This is a genomic window from Syntrophomonas erecta subsp. sporosyntropha, from assembly GCF_055395365.1.
This window is the reverse complement of sequence record NZ_AP042459.1, coordinates 17403-35843: the sequence shown is the minus strand read 5'-3', so window position 1 is coordinate 35843 and position 18441 is coordinate 17403. Positions and strand designations below refer to the sequence as shown.

Genomic DNA, 18441 nt, shown 5'->3' with positions numbered 1-18441 from the left:
GGGATTTTTACCGGGCGAAAGACTAAAACCTGCCTATCTTATAATATAACGGCTCGGTTTTAGACCTGACCATAGGTGAACTTGTCAAGAAGGTACTGTTAAACTACAATATACTGGGAAGGAGAAAAGGCTCGTATGGAAGAGGAAAAGGGTAAACTGGAGTTAATTGCTTATAAAAACTTTAAAGACAATGGTGAACTAGTATATATTATTGATTTTTTAAACAAAAATTTAAAGAATAAAAACATTATGTTTGGGTTGACCAAGGATAAAGAAAAGGATGAAATGACTATCAATATATACGAATTTTGATAGATCGGGGTGAGCTATGGGTAGAGAATTGCGTGATTTTTTAAAGGAATTAATTAGCATTATTTTAATTGCTTTTGTTTTAGCTATGCTGCTGCGTGCCTTCGTGATAGAGGGCAGGATTATTCCGACTGGTTCCATGTTACCGACTATACAGTTGCAGGACCGGGTGATGGTAAATAAATTTATTTACCGTTTCAAAGAACCCCAGAGGGGGGATATTGTTGTTTTGGAACCCCCGGAGAGTTTACATTCCGACCAGGATTACATAAAGAGGGTTATTGGATTACCGGGTGAAACGGTAGAAATGAAAAACGGTCGGGTACTGATCAATGGTAGACCTCTATCCGAACCATACCTGGCTGAAGAACTGGATTACGAATATGGGCCGGTAGTAATACCCGAGGGAAGCCTGATGGTTTTAGGCGATAACCGTAACCATAGTTTTGACAGTCATATGTGGAATGTCTGGCTTACTACCGATCGTTTAAAAGGCAAGGCTTTTATGACTTACTGGCCAATTAAACACATAAAATTATTAGACCGGGGGGTTTCTTTTGAATGAGGATCTTGCTGACAAACGATGATGGGATTCATGCCCGGGGAATTCATACCCTGATCCGTGAGTTGAGTACTTTCGCTGAGCTTTATGTAGTATCTCCGGATCGGGAAAGAAGTGGCACCGGACATTCGATTACTGTTTTTGATCCAATTAGAGTAAGTCCGGCTGATCTACCCGGTATTAAAGCTGGGTGGATAGTAGGTGGAACACCCGTCGATTGTGTTAAGCTAGCTATAAGTGGCTTAATTAAGGAAAAAATCGATCTGGTAGTGTCAGGAATTAACCATGGTCCGAACCTGGGAACTGATGTGCTGTATTCCGGAACTGTATCGGCGGCGGCTGAAGGTGTAATTATGGGATGTCCGTCTATTGCAGTATCACTGGATTCCTATGACATAGATATGGATTTCTCTTTTGCAGCTCGTTTTACCCGTGATACTGTTCGTATTGTAATGGAAAAAGGTATTACACCGACTACTTTGTTAAATATAAATATTCCTTCATTAGATCGGGATGAAATAAAAGGAACCCGTATTACCAGACTAGGGGTACGTAATTATGATAACCTGTTCGAAAAAAGGCAGGATCCCCGGGGTAATACCTATTACTGGTTAGGGGGGGGAGTTGTAGAGGAAGAGCAGGATCCAGGAAGTGATGTAACCGCGGTTAATGAAGGTTTTATAAGTGTAACGCCCATTCACCTGGATCTTACCGATTATCGTCTAATTCAGAAATACCGGGACACCTTTGCCAGGTACCTTGACGTATCAGGAGTCAGGTAATGATATTAAGCCTGGCTATAAATACCCTGCTGTTTTTTATTGTTCTTAACTTATCGTATATTAAAAAAAAGATGGCTGATCCAGAATATCCAGATAAACCATTCACTCAATTAGTTCTTTTTCCCTTGTCATTGGGGATTGTTTTTACGCTAATAGTAGACGTTTTTAAGGGTATTATGTTTTACCAGTTAATTATCTTTATACTTGTGGCCATATTTCTTTATTGGATATTTTTTGTATTTCAGAAAAAATAGACCCAGGTATAAGGAAAACTGTAAAAAACTTTTGCGACTTTACTTAAAGTATAGTACCATTTTTACAGTTATAGTAATGATGAGGAGGTTGTTTAATGAAGGTTTACCCCACCAGTCAAATTCGCAATATTGCTCTTGTGGGCCATGGAGGAACTGGAAAAACCTCTCTGGTAGAAGCAATGCTTTTTAATACAGGGGCTACCAAAAGGATGGGAAAGGTTGACGACGGAAACACTGTTTCTGACTTTTCACCGGAAGAGGTTAAAAGGAAGATTACTATAAATACTTCCCTGGTACCCTGTGAGTACCGGGATCATAAACTAAACTTCCTCGATACCCCCGGATATAGCGATTTCTATTTTGAAGTTGTGGGGACCATGCGAGTAGTAGATAGTATGGTTATGGTTCTTGCTGCTACTGCCGGGGTAGAAGTTCAGACGGAAATCATCTGGGAGGATTTCGCGGATATACCTAAAATAGCCTTTATCAACAAGATGGATCGGGAAAATGCTGATTTTTACAAAGTGCTTAACGAAATGAAAGAAACCTTCTCCGACATCATTGTACCGTTCCAGCTGCCTATTGGTGCAGAAGATAATTTTAAAGGTGTTGTAGACCTGATAAAAATGAAGGCCTACATATATGAAAAAGGTTCGGGTAAAGTTACTGAGGAAGAAATTCCTGCCGATATGATGGATGATGTTGAGTCCTATAAAGAACAGTTAGTAGAAGCCGCTGCCGAGGCAAATGATGATCTGTTAACCAAATACCTGGAAGGCGAAGAACTAACCAATGATGAAATTCTGCAGGGGATAAAAGAAGCGGCTGCTAAAGGCTCGGCGGTATTTGTATTTTGTGGATCGGCACTTAACAACATGGCTATTTCTCCCTTAATGGACTTCTGTGTTGATTGTGCAGCTACTCCGGATAGTAACCCGGTAGTGGATGGTAAAGATATGCAGAACGATCCTCTATCTGCTCAGGTATTTAAAACCATTGCTGACCCTTATATTGGTCGGCTTACTATGTTCCGCTTATTCACCGGTAAGATGAAACCTGACAGTGTATTATATAATGCCAATAAGGAAAAAGATGAGAAGATTGCCCAGATATTAATCATGACTGGGAAAGAACAACATGCTGTTTCCGAATTACATGCCGGAGATATTGCAGCAGTTGCCAAATTGGCAGCGACTACTACTGGTGATACGCTAACCGCTAAGGCCAATCCTTCCATACTGGATCCCATCGATTTTCCGCATCCCACCTTGAGTATGGCTATCGAACCAAAGAGTAAAGGTGATGAAGACAAACTTAGTGGTGCCATTCAAAGACTTAGGGAAGAAGATCCGGCTATTACCGTAGAAAAAAATGCCGAAACTAAACAGACTATTTTAACTACTATGGGTGACACACATGCCGACATTATTATGGAAAAACTGTCCCGCAAGTTTGGCGTGGACGTTGTTGCCAAAGAAATGCGCATTCCCTTCCGGGAAACGATTCGGACCACAGTTGAGGTGGAAGGAAAACATAAAAAACAAAGTGGTGGTCATGGACAATACGGCCATGTGTGGGTTAAGTTTGAGCCTTATGCCGACGGTGAATTTGCCTTCGAAGAAAATGTATTTGGAGGTTCAGTACCCAGACAATACTTCCCGGCAGTAGAAAAGGGTCTTGTAGAAGCCCTGGAAGAAGGTGTACTGGCAGGATATCCAGTAACCAATGTCAAGGCTACTCTTTATGATGGTTCCTACCATTCAGTTGATTCCTCGGAAATGGCCTTTAAGACGGCAGCCCGTCTGGCCTTTAAAAAAGGTATGGAAACAGCTAAACCAGTGCTACTAGAACCCGTAATGAATGTGGAGATAGAAGTACCCGACCAGTATATGGGCGACATAATCGGTGACCTTAATACTAAACGGGGAAGAGTTCTGGGAATGGAGCCGGCTGGTAAAAGGCAGGTTATTAAGGCTCAAGTTCCATTGGTGGAAATGGCACGTTACACTATAGACCTAAAATCAATTACCCAGGGCCGGGGCAAATTTGATATGGAATTTTCCCATTATGAAGAAGTACCTGGTCAAATTGCCGAAAAAATTATCGAAAAAACCCTTCAGGAACGGGAATAACTATAAAAATAAACTGATAAAGAACAAGGGGATGCTGCTTCTGTTTCCTTGTTTCTCTTAATATAGTCTGGCAGCTGCTGACAGAAAAGTGTGAAATGGTAAAGATGTTTATAACTATTTTATTAAGCTCAGCTTATAAGGATTCGATTTGTAAAATAAATGATAGTAAAAAGAAGAGTAAGGTTTTCCTTACTCTTCTTTTTGTAAATAGTTTTGAATTTTATTGGGATTGGAGAAGTGATTTCAGTTTGAGGTTTTACTAGATGAACTAAATTTTAGCACTCTTTGTGAGTAGTTTTTTATGGCAAGTAATGGCTAAATGGTTTAAGTCCTTGGCTTGTCTAAGCTCAGGTAACGGGTAAGGCAACGGCATTTAGCGGTTCAAGAAGGTGATTTCATGTGAAAATAGTGTTATCGAAACGAGCTATGGGAACGGGGGTTAAGGGACAAGTGTTTATAACTTCAAGTATGGGGAGTTATCCGATTAAGCAAAGGATCTTTACGCACAGTATGGTTGTCGATTATGACAATATGGTATTGGTTGGAATTAGTTAATTTACGGTTGTAAAGGAGAACAAAAAGCTGGTAACTGGTCCAGACCATAGCTGCTGTAGACATGAAAACTGCAAAGAGGTAAGTAGGGTTACCGGTTATAATTAAACCCCATCCGGAAAACTGCAGTAATAGTGCTGACACTAGTAACAGGAAAAACAATATGGGAATATGGTACACTATTGCAACCTCCTGAATCATCCTGTCATGAGTATTGCCTTTTCATAAATTATTCATACTCCTGATCGGGAGTGCCCCTTTAGATAAAAATACAACTTAATACCAAAATAAGAATCTCATCATTTATGTACCTGTATATCTGTTAATATGAATTAAGAATAAACAAGATCAGAAGGTGTAAATGTGAATGAAACTCGTAGAGGGTCCTTACCAATATGGCCGGCACGGGATCCGGCCTCGGCTATAAGTCATCTAACCGGTTTTTTACTGGCACTTATTGGTACGGTATGGTTGCTGATCTACGGTGCCCGGACGGGGGGAAAATCATATGCTGGGGCTTTTGCCGTCTTTGGGATTACTATGATGCTGTTGTACCTGGCCAGTACCTTGTACCATTGGCTTGATTTGGGGACAGCTGGTAATCTTCTTTTAAGAAAACTGGATCATGCCATGATCTATGTTATGATTGCGGGGACTTATACTCCCATATGTGTTATCGCTCTTCAGGGTTTATGGGGAACGGGGTTACTCCTAGCCATTTGGGGTCTGGCCTTAGGAGGTATAATACTAACCCTTTTTTATTTTGCGGCACCTCGCTGGTTAACAACCGCTATTTATATTTTGATGGGATGGCTGGTCGTTGGGGCTTTTGTTCCATTAACCAAAACACTACCATTGATGGGTTTTGTCTGGTTGGTTGTTGGTGGCGTCTTGTATACGATAGGTGGCATTATTTATGGAAGAAAACGTTCCTTTATAAATTTACCTGGTTTCGGTTTCCATGAGGTCTTTCACATTTTTGTTTTGTTAGGCAGTATCAGTCATTACTTTTTAATGCTGGTTTTAGCTCGCATCTAAAGGGACAGGGGGGACAGGTTTACTGTCCCATCCCATTGCCCTCTGTGCCCTCTGGGACAGTAAACCTGTCCCCCCTGTCCCCAAAAAAGATTTTCTATGCATTTTGAGTGGAAGACTTTAAGTTACCATATTTCAGATAATTTCTAATTACCGGTAAAATCATACGGTCCAAACCATAATACAATGCTGCACTACCAGCCCATAAGAGAACAAGTTGTTCTAAGATAAATACAGGGTTACTACTTACTGTCCCAGCGAACAGGTAATTAAAGTTCATCATCATTCCTGCCAGTAAAGCTACCGTAGTAAATGCGCCCATAATTAAGGCCAATCCAACCAAAATTTCCCCGTAAGCTACCATGTAGCTAAAAACCTTAGCATTGGGGAGTGCTAAGTGTTGAATAAACCAGGCATACCACCATTGAACATCTGGATGGGGCCCAGTGGCTTTCTGTAATGAACCATTTAAAAATCCGGTAACTGCGACACCAGCCTTGGAACCAACCCATACAGCTGACTTTTCACCCATAACTTTGCCCAAGCCTGAATGTAGCCAACTCTACCCGACATAAATACGCAATACCGTCCATAGGACTTTGGCAATTTGATGCTGCCTTAACATTGTCATTACCTCCCAAGTGTTTTTGAAATGTAGTTCTATCGCTATCAATTTACCACTAGGACTATCTAATTACTAGGGTATAAAAATGGAAGCTGTTCCAGGATTTTAATTCAATTATGTTCTCGCCTGAAAGCTATAATCCTAACTAGCGTATTAAAGGGTAGCAACAAAAACTAAATAGAAAAGGAGAAAGATGGTAGTATGAAAAGCACTAAAATACTTGCAGGCCTATTATCGGTTGCGTTTTTGTCGCTTTCAGCAGTTGCACCAGTATCAGCTGATTATGTAGACAATCAGAATCCTATAGCACGAACTGGTAAACTCGGGCCGGTAAGTGCACAATTAGGTGAAAAAGATCAGTTTAGTTTTGGCTCTTTTACCGGGGTAGTTAAAGAAGTAACTATCCGGGAAGGAGTGCAGGGTTCGAAGTATATACTAGTCGAAAATGAAGCGGGAAATCCAGCTAATATCGTTATAACTAATGAAACTTACATCTTAGACAATGCTGAAATAAAGGTTGGATCTACAATTACAGGATATTTTAACGCTAACGCATTTATGATCATGATTTACCCGCCGCAATACTGTGCTGAAGTAGTTGTAGTTGAGAATCAGGAGCAAAATGTAAAAGTAGATATATTTGATAAAGATCTGGTTAGTGCAGATAATAGTCTAGAACTTAATATCTCTCCTGAAACAGAAATAGTTTCGCAGGATGGAAATGCTTTTAAAGGCGAGCTAGCCAACCGAAAGTTAGTAGTCAAATACTCAACATCCACCAGAAGCATACCTGCCCAAACTAATCCGGAAAAAATTGTGGTACTGTCTGAAAAAGAAAATCCTCCCATGCAAGAGCTTCCATCTGCAGGGGATGAGGCTGGTGTAGTTAGAAATATGGATGTTGTAGTCAATGATGTAGTCATAAAAGCACCAGCAGCCTATAAAGATAAAAAGGGTACTGTCATGGTTCCCTTGCGTGCTATTGCTGAGGCTCTGGGATTTGATGTAACGTGGAATAACGAAGTACGGAGCATTATGCTGGATAAAGATATTTCACTAACTATCGGAGTTGACAACTATATTTATGGACAAAATCCCCCGATTCAATTAGGCAGTGTTCCCATATTAGTAGAGGAAACTACATTTGTTCCTTTGAGTTTTTTTAGAGAAGTCTTAGAAATAAATAATGCCTATGTATCAGAATCGCAGATTGCAATTAATAACGGGGAAAAAACGGAATAAATGTGGGGACAAGGGGGGACAAGGGGACAGGTTTGCTGTCCCCTTGTCCCAAAGTGTTATTTAATATATTCGTTACTCACTAATAGATTGGAAACTACTTCAGTTGGAATGATAAACTCTGCTACGCCCATGTACCCGGGAGCTACTTCATATTTATCAAAAGAGATAACTAGTTTTCCGTCATTGTTAATATAAAAATTCTGATCCGGGGCGATTTTCTCAAACGATTCGGGGGGCAATTCTTCACCTGAACCGGTTACCCAGTATACTTTTTCTGGATCGGCTTTCATCTGTTGTCGCATCTGCTGCTTAATATTTTCACTTATAGTATTAATATAGCGATCATCTTTAAACAGGCTAGGCAGGGTTATCAGAATTTCGTTTTTCTTATCAATAGTGTCAAATTCCATGGTTGTGGATGATGATGCCACTGTGTTTACTACCCAGCGGCCTATAGACAATATTTGCTCATTATCGGTTTTAATTTCATATCCGCTGGATACTCCTAGGTGACCACCTCCATTGGCTTTCAAGTCTTCCACATCAGCCATGAAGTCCTGGTATAACTGTTTATTTTCTTCTAAATACTTGCTGTTCAGGTTATCCTCTAATGCCTTATTTCCCAGACCTTCCACTGCTGGTACTTTTATGTCCGCATTATAGGTTTCCTCATTAACCTGGTATTCCCGGAAAGTAAGCACGTTAACGATACTTTTTATGACCGGAACTTCTGATAAAGCTTGAGCAACTGTAGGGCTGACATTAAGTGTGACCGTAAACAGCAGAACCGAAGCAACTGCCATTCCCATCCATATTCTGCGGGTATATCGCTTGCGGGCGATTTTACTTCCTTCTTGCAGGGCTTTTTTAACGGTAAACTCCAACTCATCAGGAATCGGAATATTCATATATTCTTTTTTTAATTCCAACAGGTTTTTGTCGTTCATGTCTTGCCTCCTGACGGTTAATCTTTTAACTGTAGCCGTAGTTTTTTCAGAGCGGAATACAATCTGGTTTTAACGGTATTAACGTTTTCATCCAGGATAGTGGCGATGTCCTTAATCTTTAAATCCTCAAAATATCTTAATATGATTATGCTGCGATAATTGGGGGGTAAGCTATCCAATGCCTTATGTAAATCAAGATTCTGGTAGGTATCCTCTACCGGGTTGTAAAACTCCAGAGTTCCCTCATTTACAAGCTCAATGGGTTTATGCTTTCTTATAAAGTCTATAGAGGTGTTAACCACAATCCTGTAAAACCATGGCTTAATTTCCTCCGCTTTTTTCAGTTGATTTAGGGAGATCATGGCTTTACATATGGACTCATGCACAATATCTAGGGCATCATCCTTGTTCTTAACGTAACTATAGGCGAGTCGGTAGTAATTTTCTTTATTAGATAGAATATATTCTGTAAACAATTGTTGTTGAATGGGTTTGCCCATAATTAATGACTCCTTTTGCTGATACGTATCATTTAAATTGCCTTACACTAATATAACGTTTGAGCAGGGGAAAAAGTTTTAAAAATCCTCCAGGGACAAGGGGACAAGGGGATAGGTTTACTGTCCCCTCCACTTGTCCACTGATTTAATCCCAGTGGCGGACACAGGAATTTTAAATTCGGAATGCCGCTAGCATAGAGGCGATGTCATAGAGCGGGAAATATATGATCAAATTGTCATCTTCAATATAGTTTGGCTGATCTTTGGGTACCTTGCCATTCTATTAATAATTCGGAAAAGTATTTTTCTGGGTCAAACGGCATCTATCTCTTGATCGCTTTGTTTATAATCCCCTTATAACGGTTCCTGATTTAAACAAATCTCTTAACTGCAGTTCTTTTCCGGTACTAAGGTCTACAATTGCGTATAGCCGATCCGATCAGTGAATCCGTGGGCACAATATAGCGATAGTAGTACCGTACTATACTGTTTATCCTATCTGACCTCGGCGCCTAATTCATCCGAAATCATTAGAACCGGTACCAGGGTGGTACAATTTCTAAGGAGGGAACAGGGGGAAGAAGATGGGACAGCAAACCTGTCCCCTTGTCCCATTGCAAAAAGTATCCTATACCTCTATACTAGATAAGGTAATTTTAACTAGGGAGAGATTTGATGCAGCGGGAATTATTTGCATCGCGAATGGGGTTTATTTTAATATCGGCTGGTTGTGCCATCGGCTTGGGTAATGTATGGCGCTTTCCATATATTACAGGTCTCTATGGGGGCGGCCTCTTTGTACTTATCTATATTTTATTTCTCTTAATTCTTGGTTTGCCAGTTATGGCCATGGAATTTTCCGTGGGTCGTGCCAGTCAAAAAAGCGTGGCGGCTTCTTTTGATGTATTAGAGCCGAAAGGGAGTAAATGGCACATTTTTAAATGGTTTGGCATGGCGGGAAACTATTTATTAATGATGTTTTATACGACTATTGCAGGTTGGATGATAGCCTATCTTTTTCTTATGATAAGAGGGGATTTTGTTGGGCGTACGCCGGTAGAAATAGAGGCAGTTTTTGGTGGGCTTACTGCTAGTGCAGGTACAAGCATACTGTTTATGGTTATTGTTTGCATTTTAGGTTTTGGTGTTTGTTCTTTGGGATTAAGAAATGGGGTTGAAAAAATAACTAAGGCTATGATGTCCAGCCTTTTCGTTATTATGATTGCCCTGGTAATTCGTGCGGTAACCTTACCTAATGCCATGGAAGGACTTTCTTTTTACCTTTTACCTAATTTCGACAGTATTGCCGAACATGGGCTGTGGACAATAATTTATGCAGCTATGGGACAGGCCTTTTTTACTCTTAGCATCGGAATGGGGAGTATGGCCATATTCGGCAGCTATGTTTCCAAAAACCGAACCTTGCTGGGAGAGGGCATTAACATCACTATCTTAGATACATTTGTGGCCATCACGGCCGGCCTGATTATTTTCCCGGCGTGTTTTGCCTTTGGTGTTAATCCTGGCAGTGGTCCAGGACTTGTTTTTATCACCCTGCCTAATATTTTTAATGCTATGCCCGCTGGACAATTGTGGGGTATTGCCTTTTATATATTTATGGTTTTTGCTGCTTTATCTACGGTTATTGCTGTATTCGAAAATATTATTTCCTTTGGTATTGACCTTTTTGGTTGGTCCAGGCGAAAAGCAGTGTTAATTAATTTCTTTGCCATTGTCATTTTAGCAATACCATGTGCACTGGGATTTAATGTTTGGAGTGGCTTTGCTCCATTAGGAGAAGGCTCTGCTATTCTGGATTTAGAAGATTTTATAGTTAGCAACAATATTTTACCTTTAGGCTCCCTGGTTTACGTCTTATTCTGTGTTAGCCGTTATGGATGGGGATGGGAAAAATTCATCAAAGAGGCTAATACCGGAGTAGGAATTAAAGTTCCCGTAAAAGCTAGATTCTATTTTACCTATATCCTACCAATAATTATTTTAATGGTATTTGTTTTTGGGTATATCGATAAATTCGGTTTATTGTAATCGGGTCTAGATAAATCATCCACAAAATTTGATTCGGAATTAATAAGAAGCCACTAGAAATATATATTCTGGTGGCTTTTTTCTTGGTTTATGTGTATGCTAAACATCCAATTTACTTTAGACTTGGTTTTTAATCATTTATGGTTTAATTATTATGCTGCTTTTCTGAGCGGACTTGGTTCTTGTTTGCTTTTCCGGCAAGATACATTATTGTCATAAAAGCTACCATTACTTCAGCGACTTTATCTATCTGATGGACTCCTCCCAGAATAATAGCTCCCACCGGCAGAATGAAATAGTGAAGTATAAACCCTTTAAAAATAATGAGCCCCTTCTCACCCTGTCCCTCCTTATCCCCTTTGTTTTCCAGTTTAAAGTCAGTGGCTAATCAATTAGAATAGTTGATATATGGCGAAAACAGCAGTATTAGATTGATATATGGCCCTAATTGGAAATAAAGCCTATAGAAAGAAAATAGGAGGCAATACAGGTTATGCTTAAATATGTTGCGAAACGAATCGCGACTTCACTTTTTACTTTATGGGTAATAATAACTATCACCTTTATCATCATGCATTCAATTCCCGGGGATCCTTTAACCCGGGATAAAAAATTACCGGAAGCTATTCAGCAAAATATCGAGGCTCAGTATCATCTGAATGAGCCCTTATGGAAGCAGTATGGCTATTATTTTCAGGGCTTGGCCCATGGGGAGTTTGGGCCTTCGCTTAAGTATGAAGGTGTAACTGTCAATGAGATTATCTCTCAGGGCTTTCCAATTTCGGCTCAACTTGGTTTGTCCGCACTGGTCCTTATGCTATTAATCGGTGTTCCCGCCGGGGTTATTTCCGCTCTACGTCAGGACCAATGGCAGGACCATACGGCTATGTTTATGGCTACTCTAGGGGTAGCTATTCCCAATTTTGTTCTGGCCACCCTGCTCATCTATATTTTTGGAGTAAAACTAGAATTATTGCCTACTTCACGCTGGGTATCCTGGCAAAGTGTAATTATGCCGGCAGTGGCCTTGGCTTTTTATCCTACCGCCTATATTGCCCGGCTTACCCGCTCCAGTATGTTGGAGGTTATTGGACAGGACTATATCCGTACTGCCTGGGCCAAAGGATTGCCCCAGCGTACAGTTCTATATAAACATGCCCTGCGTAATGCTCTGGTACCTATCGTCACTTATCTGGGACCGCTCATTGCCGGGGTTTTAACCGGATCCTTTGTTATTGAGAAGATTTTTGCCATTCCCGGGCTGGGGCAGCAATTCGTGCTTTCTATTAGCAATCGGGATTATACCACTATTCTGGGGGTAACTATTTTTTACGCAGCATTTCTTATCTTCATGAACCTGGTTGTGGATTTGCTTTACGGAGTTATTGACCCCCGTATCCGGTTGGGCAAATAGGGGAGGATACAGACATATGTTAGAAATCAGTGAAAAATCCTTAGGCCCAGACAGCTTTATTCCTCTTAAGCAGGAAACAGATGAAAATAATGGTCCGGTGCGACCTGCTGTCGGCTACTGGCAGGATGTATGGCGTCGTCTGAAGGGAAACAAGCTGGCCATGCTGGGCCTATTTACCATCGTAGCTATGGTGCTGCTGGCAATCTTCGGGCCCCTCTTTTCACCTTATACTTATTCCCAGCAGTTTTTGGACCAGCAAGGGGTGGGACCTTGTAGTCAGTTTTGGTTTGGTACTGATACTCTGGGCCGGGATATGCTGGTGCGAGTGCTATATGGGGCGCGTATTTCACTGGCGGTCGGCTTTGTTGCTAGTTTCATTAACCTGGTGGTCGGAGTACTTTACGGCGGAATAGCAGGACTGGCTGGGGGTAGGATCGACAACATCATGATGCGGATAGTGGATATTTTCTATTCTATTCCCTTAGTCTTAACGGTAATTTTGCTCATGGTTTTGATGGGGCCGGGGTTAAAAAGTATTTTTATAGCCTTGGGACTAGTCTACTGGGTGGATATGGCCAGGATAGTACGGGCACAGATTCTTTATCTGAAAGAGCAGGACTTTGTTCTGGCGGCCCGAGCTATGGGAGCAGATACCGGACGTATTCTTTTCCGGCATCTGATTCCTAATTGCATGGGACCAATAATAGTCACTGTTACCATGTGTATTCCAGCAGCGATTTTTACCGAGGCTTTTCTAAGCTTTATCGGACTCGGAGTCTCAGCCCCTGCAGCTAGCTGGGGGATGCTGGCTTCGGACGCAGTTGTCGGTATTCGCTCTTATCCACATATGCTTTTGTTCCCGGCCATAGCCATAGCTATTACCATGCTAGCCTTTAATTTCCTGGGAGATGGGCTACGCGACGCCCTTGACCCTCAGTTACGAAAGTAGGTAAACCACATGCAGAATTTACTGGAAATAAAAAACCTGGAGTTGTCTTTTGATACTTATGCCGGAGAGGTTCAGGCTTTGCGCGGGGTGAGTCTTAACCTAAGCCAGGGGGAGGCCATTGGCATTGTGGGTGAGTCGGGGAGTGGTAAGAGTGTGACCTCTTTATCAGTTATGGGACTTTTACCGGCTTCCGCTAAGATTAAGGCGGGTAGTATAAATTTTGGTGGTAGAAATCTGCTTAATTTATCCCCAGCCCAGATGCAGCAGGTCAGGGGAAATGAGATCAGTATGGTTTTCCAGGATCCCATGACTTCCCTAAATCCAGTCTACACTGTGGGCAACCAGATTATGGAACCCCTGATGCTGCACCAGCACCTTTCCCGGACTGAGGCACAAAATAAAGCGGTGGAGATACTGGCCTTAACTGGTATTCCTGATCCGGAGAGACGCTTTCACCAGTATCCCCATGAATTTAGCGGAGGTATGCGCCAGCGGGCTATGATTGCCATGGCGTTAAGCTGCCAACCCCGTTTACTCATTGCTGACGAGCCTACCACAGCTCTGGATGTGACTATACAGGCCCAGATTTTGGCTTTGATGAAAGATTTAAAGCAGCAATTTAATACCTCAATTATTATGATTACCCATGATCTTGGGGTGGTAGCGGAATTGTGCAGTCGCATTCTAGTTATGTACGGGGGGACTATTGTAGAGGAGGGTTCTACCCGGGATATTTTCTATGATCCATACCATCCTTATACTAGGGGACTATTACAGTCGGTACCCGATATTCGTAAGATGGATGAAGGACGGCTTATTCCTATTGATGGACAACCCCCCGACCTTCTTGTACCACCGCCGGGCTGCCCCTTCTGGCCCCGTTGCCAGTATGCTATGCGTATCTGTGCTGAAACAAGGCCTGAGCTAATCCAGCCTAATCCGGGCCATCATGCTGCCTGCTGGCTTTTACATTCCCAGGCCCGGCAGGGGGAAAGGAGATCAGCGAAATAAATGAACCAGTCTATAGAAATGCTTAGGGTCGAAGGTCTTAAAAAATACTTTGTAATTAATTCTGCCACTGCCCAAAAGAAAAATATCTTAAAGGCAGTGGATAATGTTAGTTTTTCTATATATAGAGGGGAAACTCTGGGGTTAGTAGGGGAAAGCGGATGTGGTAAGACTACTCTGGGACGGAGCGTAATAAGGCTTTACGATATTACTGATGGACATATATTTTTCGGCGGTAGTGAAATCAGTCAGTTAAGTGAACGTGAGTTACGTCCCCTGCGGCGGCGTATGCAGATTATATTTCAGGACCTCTATGCCTCACTTAACAACCGTATGACAGTAGGGGATATAATTGCTGAACCTATGGATATTCACGGGCAGGCTAGAGGTAAGGAACGGCGTCAACGCATCGAGAAACTTCTTATTCGGGTAGGCCTTAATGCGGAACATGCTAATAGATACCCCCACGAGTTTAGCGGCGGGCAGCGTCAGCGTATCGGCATTGCCCGTGCCCTGGCGGTGAATCCAGAGTTTGTAGTCTGTGATGAACCCATCTCTGCCCTAGATGTATCTATTCAGGCTCAAGTGGTAAACCTGCTGGAGGAACTACAGGCTGAGTTAGGATTAACCTATCTCTTTATTGCCCATGACCTGGCTATGGTGAAGCATATTTCCCATCGGGTAGGGGTTATGTACCTTGGTCAACTGGTGGAGTTGACTGATAGTAATGAACTATATCGAAACCCGCTCCATCCTTATACCCGTTTACTGCTTTCAGCTATTCCCATTCCTGATCCGGATTCGGCAGCAGCTAAAGCACAGATAGTACCGGAAGGAGAGATTCCCAGCCCGGTAAATCCACCTTCGGGCTGTAGATTCCGTACGCGCTGTGGATACGTAAAGGAAATTTGCAGCCAGATGGCTCCCCCCTTAATGGAAATTTCGTCCGGGCATCAGGTAGCCTGTCATCGTGCCGGGGAAATTTAATAGAGAATAGGTACAATTCCCGCGTCCTATTTTAATAACAAAGGAGGCAAATTAATGAAAAAACGTTTTCTTGTAGGTCTGCTTATATTATCGCTCTTAGCCATCTTGGTCGCTGGCTGCGGTGGGGGCGGTAAAACTGGTGAGGAAAAGGTAGTCCGTTATAATCACGGGCAAGAACCCGAAACCATTGATCCTATTCAGAATACCTCTACTGATGGAGGAACTATTGCTGCAGCTGTTTTCGAAGGATTAACCGCTCTGGATGCTGACAATAAGTCTATACCAGGAGTAGCCGAGAACTGGGATATTTCTCCTGATGGCATGACTTATACCTTCCACCTGCGTAAAGATGCAAAATGGTCGGATGGTAAACCAGTTACCGCCAAGGATTTTGCCTATTCGTGGCAGCGCGCTTTAGATCCTAACACCAAAGCCGAGTATGCGTATCAGCTTTTCTATATTAAGAATGGCGAAGAGTTTAATGCTGGTAACGCTAAAGCCGAAGACTTAGGTATCAAGGTAATTGACGAAAACACCCTGGAGGTAACCTTGAATGCACCTACCCCTTATTTTCTGAATCTAACCTCTTTCCCCACCCTGATGCCGGTGAGACAGGATATCATAGAGAAGAATGGTGATCAGTGGGCGCGTAAGGCGGAAACTTATATTGGTAACGGCCCCTTCAAGGCGGTGGAATGGGTAAGTAAAGACCATCTTAAATTGGTTAAAAATGGAGACTACTGGGATAAAGATCGGGTTAAGATTGCCGGTATTATGATTACCTTTATTGGTGATGAAAGCACCATGCTCTCTTCCTATGAGGCGGGAGAACTGGATGTTATTGATAGCATTCCTTTAACTGAGATTGCCCGTTTAAAGAAGGAGTCAAATGAATTAAATATAATTCCTCAGGCTGGCACTTACTATTATGCCTTTAACACTCAGAAGGCGCCTTTTGACAATGTTAAGGTTAGAAAAGCCTTTGCCCTGGCTATTGATCGTCAGACTGTTGTTGACAAGATAAGAAAAACCGGGACTCCAGCTACTGGCTTTGTACCTTTCGGAATACCTGATGCTACTCCGGATAAGGATTTCCGCAGTGTTGGTGGAGATTTCTTTCCGGTTAAGGCCGATGTAGCTCAGGCTAAAAAGTTACTGGCTGAGGCTGGTTATCCTGGTGGTAAAGGTTTCCCAGAAGTAACTCTTATTTACAATAGTACCGAAGAACACAAGATTCTGGCGGAAGCTATGCTGGAAATGTGGAAACAGAATCTGGGTATCAGCAATATTAAGCTGGCTAATATGGAATGGGGAGTATTTATTCCTACCCGCCAGAAGGGAGATTTCCAGATTGCGCGTGATGGTTGGATTGGGGACTACAATGACCCGATGACCTTTATTGATCTTTTCACTACTGATAATGGCAATAATGACCCACAGTGGAAAAACGCTGAGTTTGACCAATTAGTTAAGAAGGCACGAACAGCCAGCAATGAACAGGAACGGATGTCTATTCTGCATCAGGCGGAAAAACTCTTCCTGGATGAGGCCATCATGGCGCCGGTTTTCTTCTACACGCAGAATAGCATGGTTAAACCCTATGTTAAAAACTTGCATGTATCTCCGCTGGGCTTTACCTACTTCGATCGGGTGGAAATTAGCCAATAAATTAAGCATATTAAAAGAAGGGGACAAGGGGACAGGTTTGCTGTCCCCTTGTCCCCTAATTCTTATTTAACTATTAGAGTATTAACTATGGCAAAAGGAGATAAATTTACCCGTAAACTATTGAAAACGCTCGGGGTTAGCATAAGATATTTGGCAAGAATAACAGGGATTTATAAAGGTATGATAGGACGAATTTAGTAAGGTCAGGGTAATATTTTTATGGGAGGGGACAGCAAACCTGTCCCCCTGTCCCCGATATACTATTGCATTTTTAATTTTAAATGACTACAATTGATGTTGTAATGGTAACCATTTTGTAATTATTACAACATCAATAACATAGTCAGTGAGTTAATTAAACCTTCATTTGAAGATTAAAAGCAAGAATCAATATAGATTCTTTGACATTCAATGATATTGAACAATTTCAAAATTAATGGTAAGAACGTATATTTCAAAGGTATCTGTCCGAGATGCCTTTCAAATACAAATGACAAGTGAAGGAGGTAATGTTATGAAGAAATATGTGTGTTCCGTTTGCGGCTACATCTTTGACGAAGCAAAGGGTATTCCCGAAGCGGGCATTGCACCGGGCACAAGGTGGGAAGACCTACCAGGTGATTGGGTCTGCCCAATCTGCGGAGCTACAAAAGAGGAATTTGATAAACAGGGCGAATCTGCCGCACCTACTGAGAAAAAAAAGAATCCTGTAATTGAGGCGTCCACGGATATGCATGAGCTGTCTCCGCTGGAAATCAGTGCTCTCTGCACGAATCTTGCGCGCGGTTGCGAAAAACAGTATAAGCCGGAAGAAGCGGATCTATTTAAGGAACTAGCCGGATATTTTAAGACAGCATCAGCGCCTGCCAAGGATCCTGATTTTAACAAGCTGATTGCTTTAATTGAAAAAGACCTTGAGGAAGGTTTTCTAAGCGCCAATGTAGTGGTATCCGACGCCAGGGACCGGGGTGCACTTCGTGCTCTGGTCTGGAATGAGAAGGTTACGCGTATTTTAGAGTCCCTTTTGACCCGATATCAGAAAGAGGGCGACGCAATGTTCGAAAATACCGGCGTCTACGTCTGTACCATCTGCGGTTTTGTCTACATAGGAGACACCCTGCCGGATATTTGTCCTGTTTGTAAGGTGCCAAATTGGAAATTTGAAAAGATTGAGGGGAGGTAATGAGAATGTCTAAGAAATATGCAGTAAGAAATATACGTTTGTGTACGAAAGATTGCTTATGCCTCTACGTATGCCCTACCGGAGCAACAGACACAGAGAACAGCATCATCGATGTTGCAAAGTGCATCGGCTGCGGAGATTGTGCTGACGCCTGCCCATCCGCTGCAATTTCCATGGTACCTGAAGAGTATCCACCACAGCAGGTCAAAACCGAAGCAGTTGTCAATGCACTTAAATCCCTTA

Annotated in this window: 19 protein-coding genes and 1 pseudogene; 15 read left to right on the top strand and 5 right to left on the bottom strand. The window is 42.1% G+C overall.

Going from position 1 to position 18441, the window contains the following annotated elements; translation table 11 throughout:
- Positions 1 to 135: 135 nt before the first annotated feature.
- The 5 genes from ACZ5Q0_RS00190 to fusA all read left to right on the top strand — a co-directional run bounded on the left by ACZ5Q0_RS00190 (position 136) and on the right by fusA (position 4039).
- Positions 136 to 312: a YpmA family protein gene (locus ACZ5Q0_RS00190; RefSeq protein ID WP_446820142.1), complete on the top strand. Its 177-nt coding sequence runs from the start codon at positions 136 to 138 to the stop codon at positions 310 to 312.
- Positions 313 to 328: 16 nt separating this feature from the next.
- On the top strand, positions 329 to 874 hold the full coding sequence (lepB, locus tag ACZ5Q0_RS00185; RefSeq protein ID WP_446820144.1) for a signal peptidase I: 546 nt from the start codon (positions 329 to 331) through the stop codon (positions 872 to 874).
- On the top strand, positions 871 to 1653 hold the full coding sequence (gene surE, locus ACZ5Q0_RS00180) for a 5'/3'-nucleotidase SurE (protein WP_447182628.1): 783 nt from the start codon (positions 871 to 873) through the stop codon (positions 1651 to 1653). The genes lepB and surE overlap by 4 nt, the downstream gene beginning before the upstream one ends.
- Positions 1653 to 1907, top strand: a complete 255-nt coding sequence (locus ACZ5Q0_RS00175) for a hypothetical protein (RefSeq protein WP_446820146.1) — start codon at positions 1653 to 1655, stop codon at positions 1905 to 1907. Before surE ends, ACZ5Q0_RS00175 begins: the two co-directional genes overlap by 1 nt.
- Before the next feature lie 95 nt (positions 1908 to 2002).
- Positions 2003 to 4039, top strand: a complete 2037-nt coding sequence (gene fusA, locus ACZ5Q0_RS00170) for an elongation factor G (RefSeq protein ID WP_446820147.1) — start codon at positions 2003 to 2005, stop codon at positions 4037 to 4039.
- Positions 4040 to 4501: 462 nt separating this feature from the next.
- On the opposite strand, the gene ACZ5Q0_RS00165 is transcribed toward fusA, so the two are convergent.
- Positions 4502 to 4771 carry a hypothetical protein gene (locus ACZ5Q0_RS00165; RefSeq protein WP_446820148.1) on the bottom strand — a complete coding sequence of 90 codons (270 nt, stop codon included), beginning with the start codon at positions 4769 to 4771 and terminating at the stop codon, positions 4502 to 4504.
- A 183-nt stretch (positions 4772 to 4954) separates the two neighbouring features.
- On the opposite strand from ACZ5Q0_RS00165, the gene trhA reads away from it, so the two are divergent.
- On the top strand, positions 4955 to 5629 hold the full coding sequence (trhA, locus tag ACZ5Q0_RS00160) for a PAQR family membrane homeostasis protein TrhA (protein WP_446820149.1): 675 nt from the start codon (positions 4955 to 4957) through the stop codon (positions 5627 to 5629).
- A gap of 94 nt (positions 5630 to 5723) precedes the next feature.
- Here trhA and ACZ5Q0_RS00155 read toward each other — a convergent pair whose 3' ends face one another.
- Complete coding sequence (locus tag ACZ5Q0_RS00155; protein ID WP_464827176.1) at positions 5724 to 6170, bottom strand: DoxX family membrane protein; 447 nt, start codon at positions 6168 to 6170, stop codon at positions 5724 to 5726.
- A 282-nt stretch (positions 6171 to 6452) separates the two neighbouring features.
- Between ACZ5Q0_RS00155 and ACZ5Q0_RS00150 the strand changes: the two genes are divergently transcribed.
- On the top strand, positions 6453 to 7493 hold the full coding sequence (locus ACZ5Q0_RS00150) for a copper amine oxidase N-terminal domain-containing protein (protein WP_447182626.1): 1041 nt from the start codon (positions 6453 to 6455) through the stop codon (positions 7491 to 7493).
- 56 nt (positions 7494 to 7549) lie between these two features.
- Here ACZ5Q0_RS00150 and rsiV read toward each other — a convergent pair whose 3' ends face one another.
- On the bottom strand, positions 7550 to 8440 hold the full coding sequence (rsiV, locus tag ACZ5Q0_RS00145; protein ID WP_447182625.1) for an anti-sigma-V factor RsiV: 891 nt from the start codon (positions 8438 to 8440) through the stop codon (positions 7550 to 7552).
- 17 nt (positions 8441 to 8457) lie between these two features.
- Positions 8458 to 8940 carry a sigma-70 family RNA polymerase sigma factor gene (locus ACZ5Q0_RS00140; protein ID WP_447182624.1) on the bottom strand — a complete coding sequence of 161 codons (483 nt, stop codon included), beginning with the start codon at positions 8938 to 8940 and terminating at the stop codon, positions 8458 to 8460.
- 672 nt (positions 8941 to 9612) lie between these two features.
- Between ACZ5Q0_RS00140 and ACZ5Q0_RS00135 the strand changes: the two genes are divergently transcribed.
- Positions 9613 to 10989, top strand: a complete 1377-nt coding sequence (locus ACZ5Q0_RS00135) for a sodium-dependent transporter (RefSeq protein ID WP_447182623.1) — start codon at positions 9613 to 9615, stop codon at positions 10987 to 10989.
- A 145-nt stretch (positions 10990 to 11134) separates the two neighbouring features.
- Here the strand turns inward: ACZ5Q0_RS00135 and ACZ5Q0_RS00130 are convergent, their stop codons facing one another.
- Positions 11135 to 11272 carry an alanine:cation symporter family protein gene (locus ACZ5Q0_RS00130; RefSeq protein ID WP_447182622.1) on the bottom strand — a complete coding sequence of 46 codons (138 nt, stop codon included), beginning with the start codon at positions 11270 to 11272 and terminating at the stop codon, positions 11135 to 11137.
- Positions 11273 to 11482: 210 nt separating this feature from the next.
- Here ACZ5Q0_RS00130 and ACZ5Q0_RS00125 point away from each other — a divergent pair, with 210 nt between their 5' ends.
- From ACZ5Q0_RS00125 to ACZ5Q0_RS00095, 7 genes and pseudogenes are all read left to right on the top strand, one after another.
- A complete protein-coding gene (locus ACZ5Q0_RS00125) occupies positions 11483 to 12403 on the top strand; it encodes an ABC transporter permease (protein ID WP_447182621.1) in 921 nt (306 codons plus the stop codon).
- A gap of 16 nt (positions 12404 to 12419) precedes the next feature.
- Positions 12420 to 13352, top strand: a complete 933-nt coding sequence (locus tag ACZ5Q0_RS00120) for an ABC transporter permease (RefSeq protein WP_447182620.1) — start codon at positions 12420 to 12422, stop codon at positions 13350 to 13352.
- Positions 13353 to 13361: 9 nt separating this feature from the next.
- Entirely contained in the window at positions 13362 to 14363 is a 1002-nt protein-coding gene (locus ACZ5Q0_RS00115) for an ABC transporter ATP-binding protein (RefSeq protein WP_447182619.1), read from the top strand.
- The gene (locus ACZ5Q0_RS00110; protein ID WP_447182618.1) at positions 14364 to 15347 is read left to right on the top strand and encodes an ABC transporter ATP-binding protein; all 984 of its coding nucleotides are present in this window, start codon (positions 14364 to 14366) and stop codon (positions 15345 to 15347) included. It abuts the gene before it with no gap.
- Between the two features lie 54 nt (positions 15348 to 15401).
- Positions 15402 to 17015 (top strand): peptide ABC transporter substrate-binding protein, encoded by a 1614-nt coding sequence (locus ACZ5Q0_RS00105; protein ID WP_447182617.1) that lies wholly within the window; start codon positions 15402 to 15404, stop codon positions 17013 to 17015.
- A 514-nt stretch (positions 17016 to 17529) separates the two neighbouring features.
- Positions 17530 to 18198: a rubredoxin gene (locus tag ACZ5Q0_RS00100; RefSeq protein ID WP_446820165.1), complete on the top strand. Its 669-nt coding sequence runs from the start codon at positions 17530 to 17532 to the stop codon at positions 18196 to 18198.
- Positions 18198 to 18389, top strand: a pseudogene (locus ACZ5Q0_RS00095) (4Fe-4S binding protein); the annotation flags it as partial. The gene ACZ5Q0_RS00100 and the pseudogene ACZ5Q0_RS00095, both read left to right, overlap by 1 nt.
- Between the last annotated feature and the right edge of the window lie 52 nt (positions 18390 to 18441).

Excerpts from the sequence above, each read along its gene's own strand:
- ACZ5Q0_RS00190 (WP_446820142.1), top strand. The coding sequence starts at position 136 with ATGGAAGAGGAAAAGGGTAAACTGGAGTTAATTGCTTATAAAAACTTT.
- lepB (WP_446820144.1), top strand. The coding sequence starts at position 329 with ATGGGTAGAGAATTGCGTGATTTTTTAAAGGAATTAATTAGCATTATT.
- surE (WP_447182628.1), top strand. The coding sequence starts at position 871 with ATGAGGATCTTGCTGACAAACGATGATGGGATTCATGCCCGGGGAATT.
- ACZ5Q0_RS00175 (WP_446820146.1), top strand. The coding sequence starts at position 1,653 with ATGATATTAAGCCTGGCTATAAATACCCTGCTGTTTTTTATTGTTCTT.
- fusA (WP_446820147.1), top strand. The coding sequence starts at position 2,003 with ATGAAGGTTTACCCCACCAGTCAAATTCGCAATATTGCTCTTGTGGGC.
- ACZ5Q0_RS00150 (WP_447182626.1), top strand. The coding sequence starts at position 6,453 with ATGAAAAGCACTAAAATACTTGCAGGCCTATTATCGGTTGCGTTTTTG.
- rsiV (WP_447182625.1), bottom strand. The coding sequence starts at position 8,440 with ATGAACGACAAAAACCTGTTGGAATTAAAAAAAGAATATATGAATATT.
- ACZ5Q0_RS00140 (WP_447182624.1), bottom strand. The coding sequence starts at position 8,940 with ATGGGCAAACCCATTCAACAACAATTGTTTACAGAATATATTCTATCT.
- ACZ5Q0_RS00125 (WP_447182621.1), top strand. The coding sequence starts at position 11,483 with ATGCTTAAATATGTTGCGAAACGAATCGCGACTTCACTTTTTACTTTA.
- ACZ5Q0_RS00120 (WP_447182620.1), top strand. The coding sequence starts at position 12,420 with ATGTTAGAAATCAGTGAAAAATCCTTAGGCCCAGACAGCTTTATTCCT.
- ACZ5Q0_RS00115 (WP_447182619.1), top strand. The coding sequence starts at position 13,362 with ATGCAGAATTTACTGGAAATAAAAAACCTGGAGTTGTCTTTTGATACT.
- ACZ5Q0_RS00110 (WP_447182618.1), top strand. The coding sequence starts at position 14,364 with ATGAACCAGTCTATAGAAATGCTTAGGGTCGAAGGTCTTAAAAAATAC.
- ACZ5Q0_RS00105 (WP_447182617.1), top strand. The coding sequence starts at position 15,402 with ATGAAAAAACGTTTTCTTGTAGGTCTGCTTATATTATCGCTCTTAGCC.
- ACZ5Q0_RS00100 (WP_446820165.1), top strand. The coding sequence starts at position 17,530 with ATGAAGAAATATGTGTGTTCCGTTTGCGGCTACATCTTTGACGAAGCA.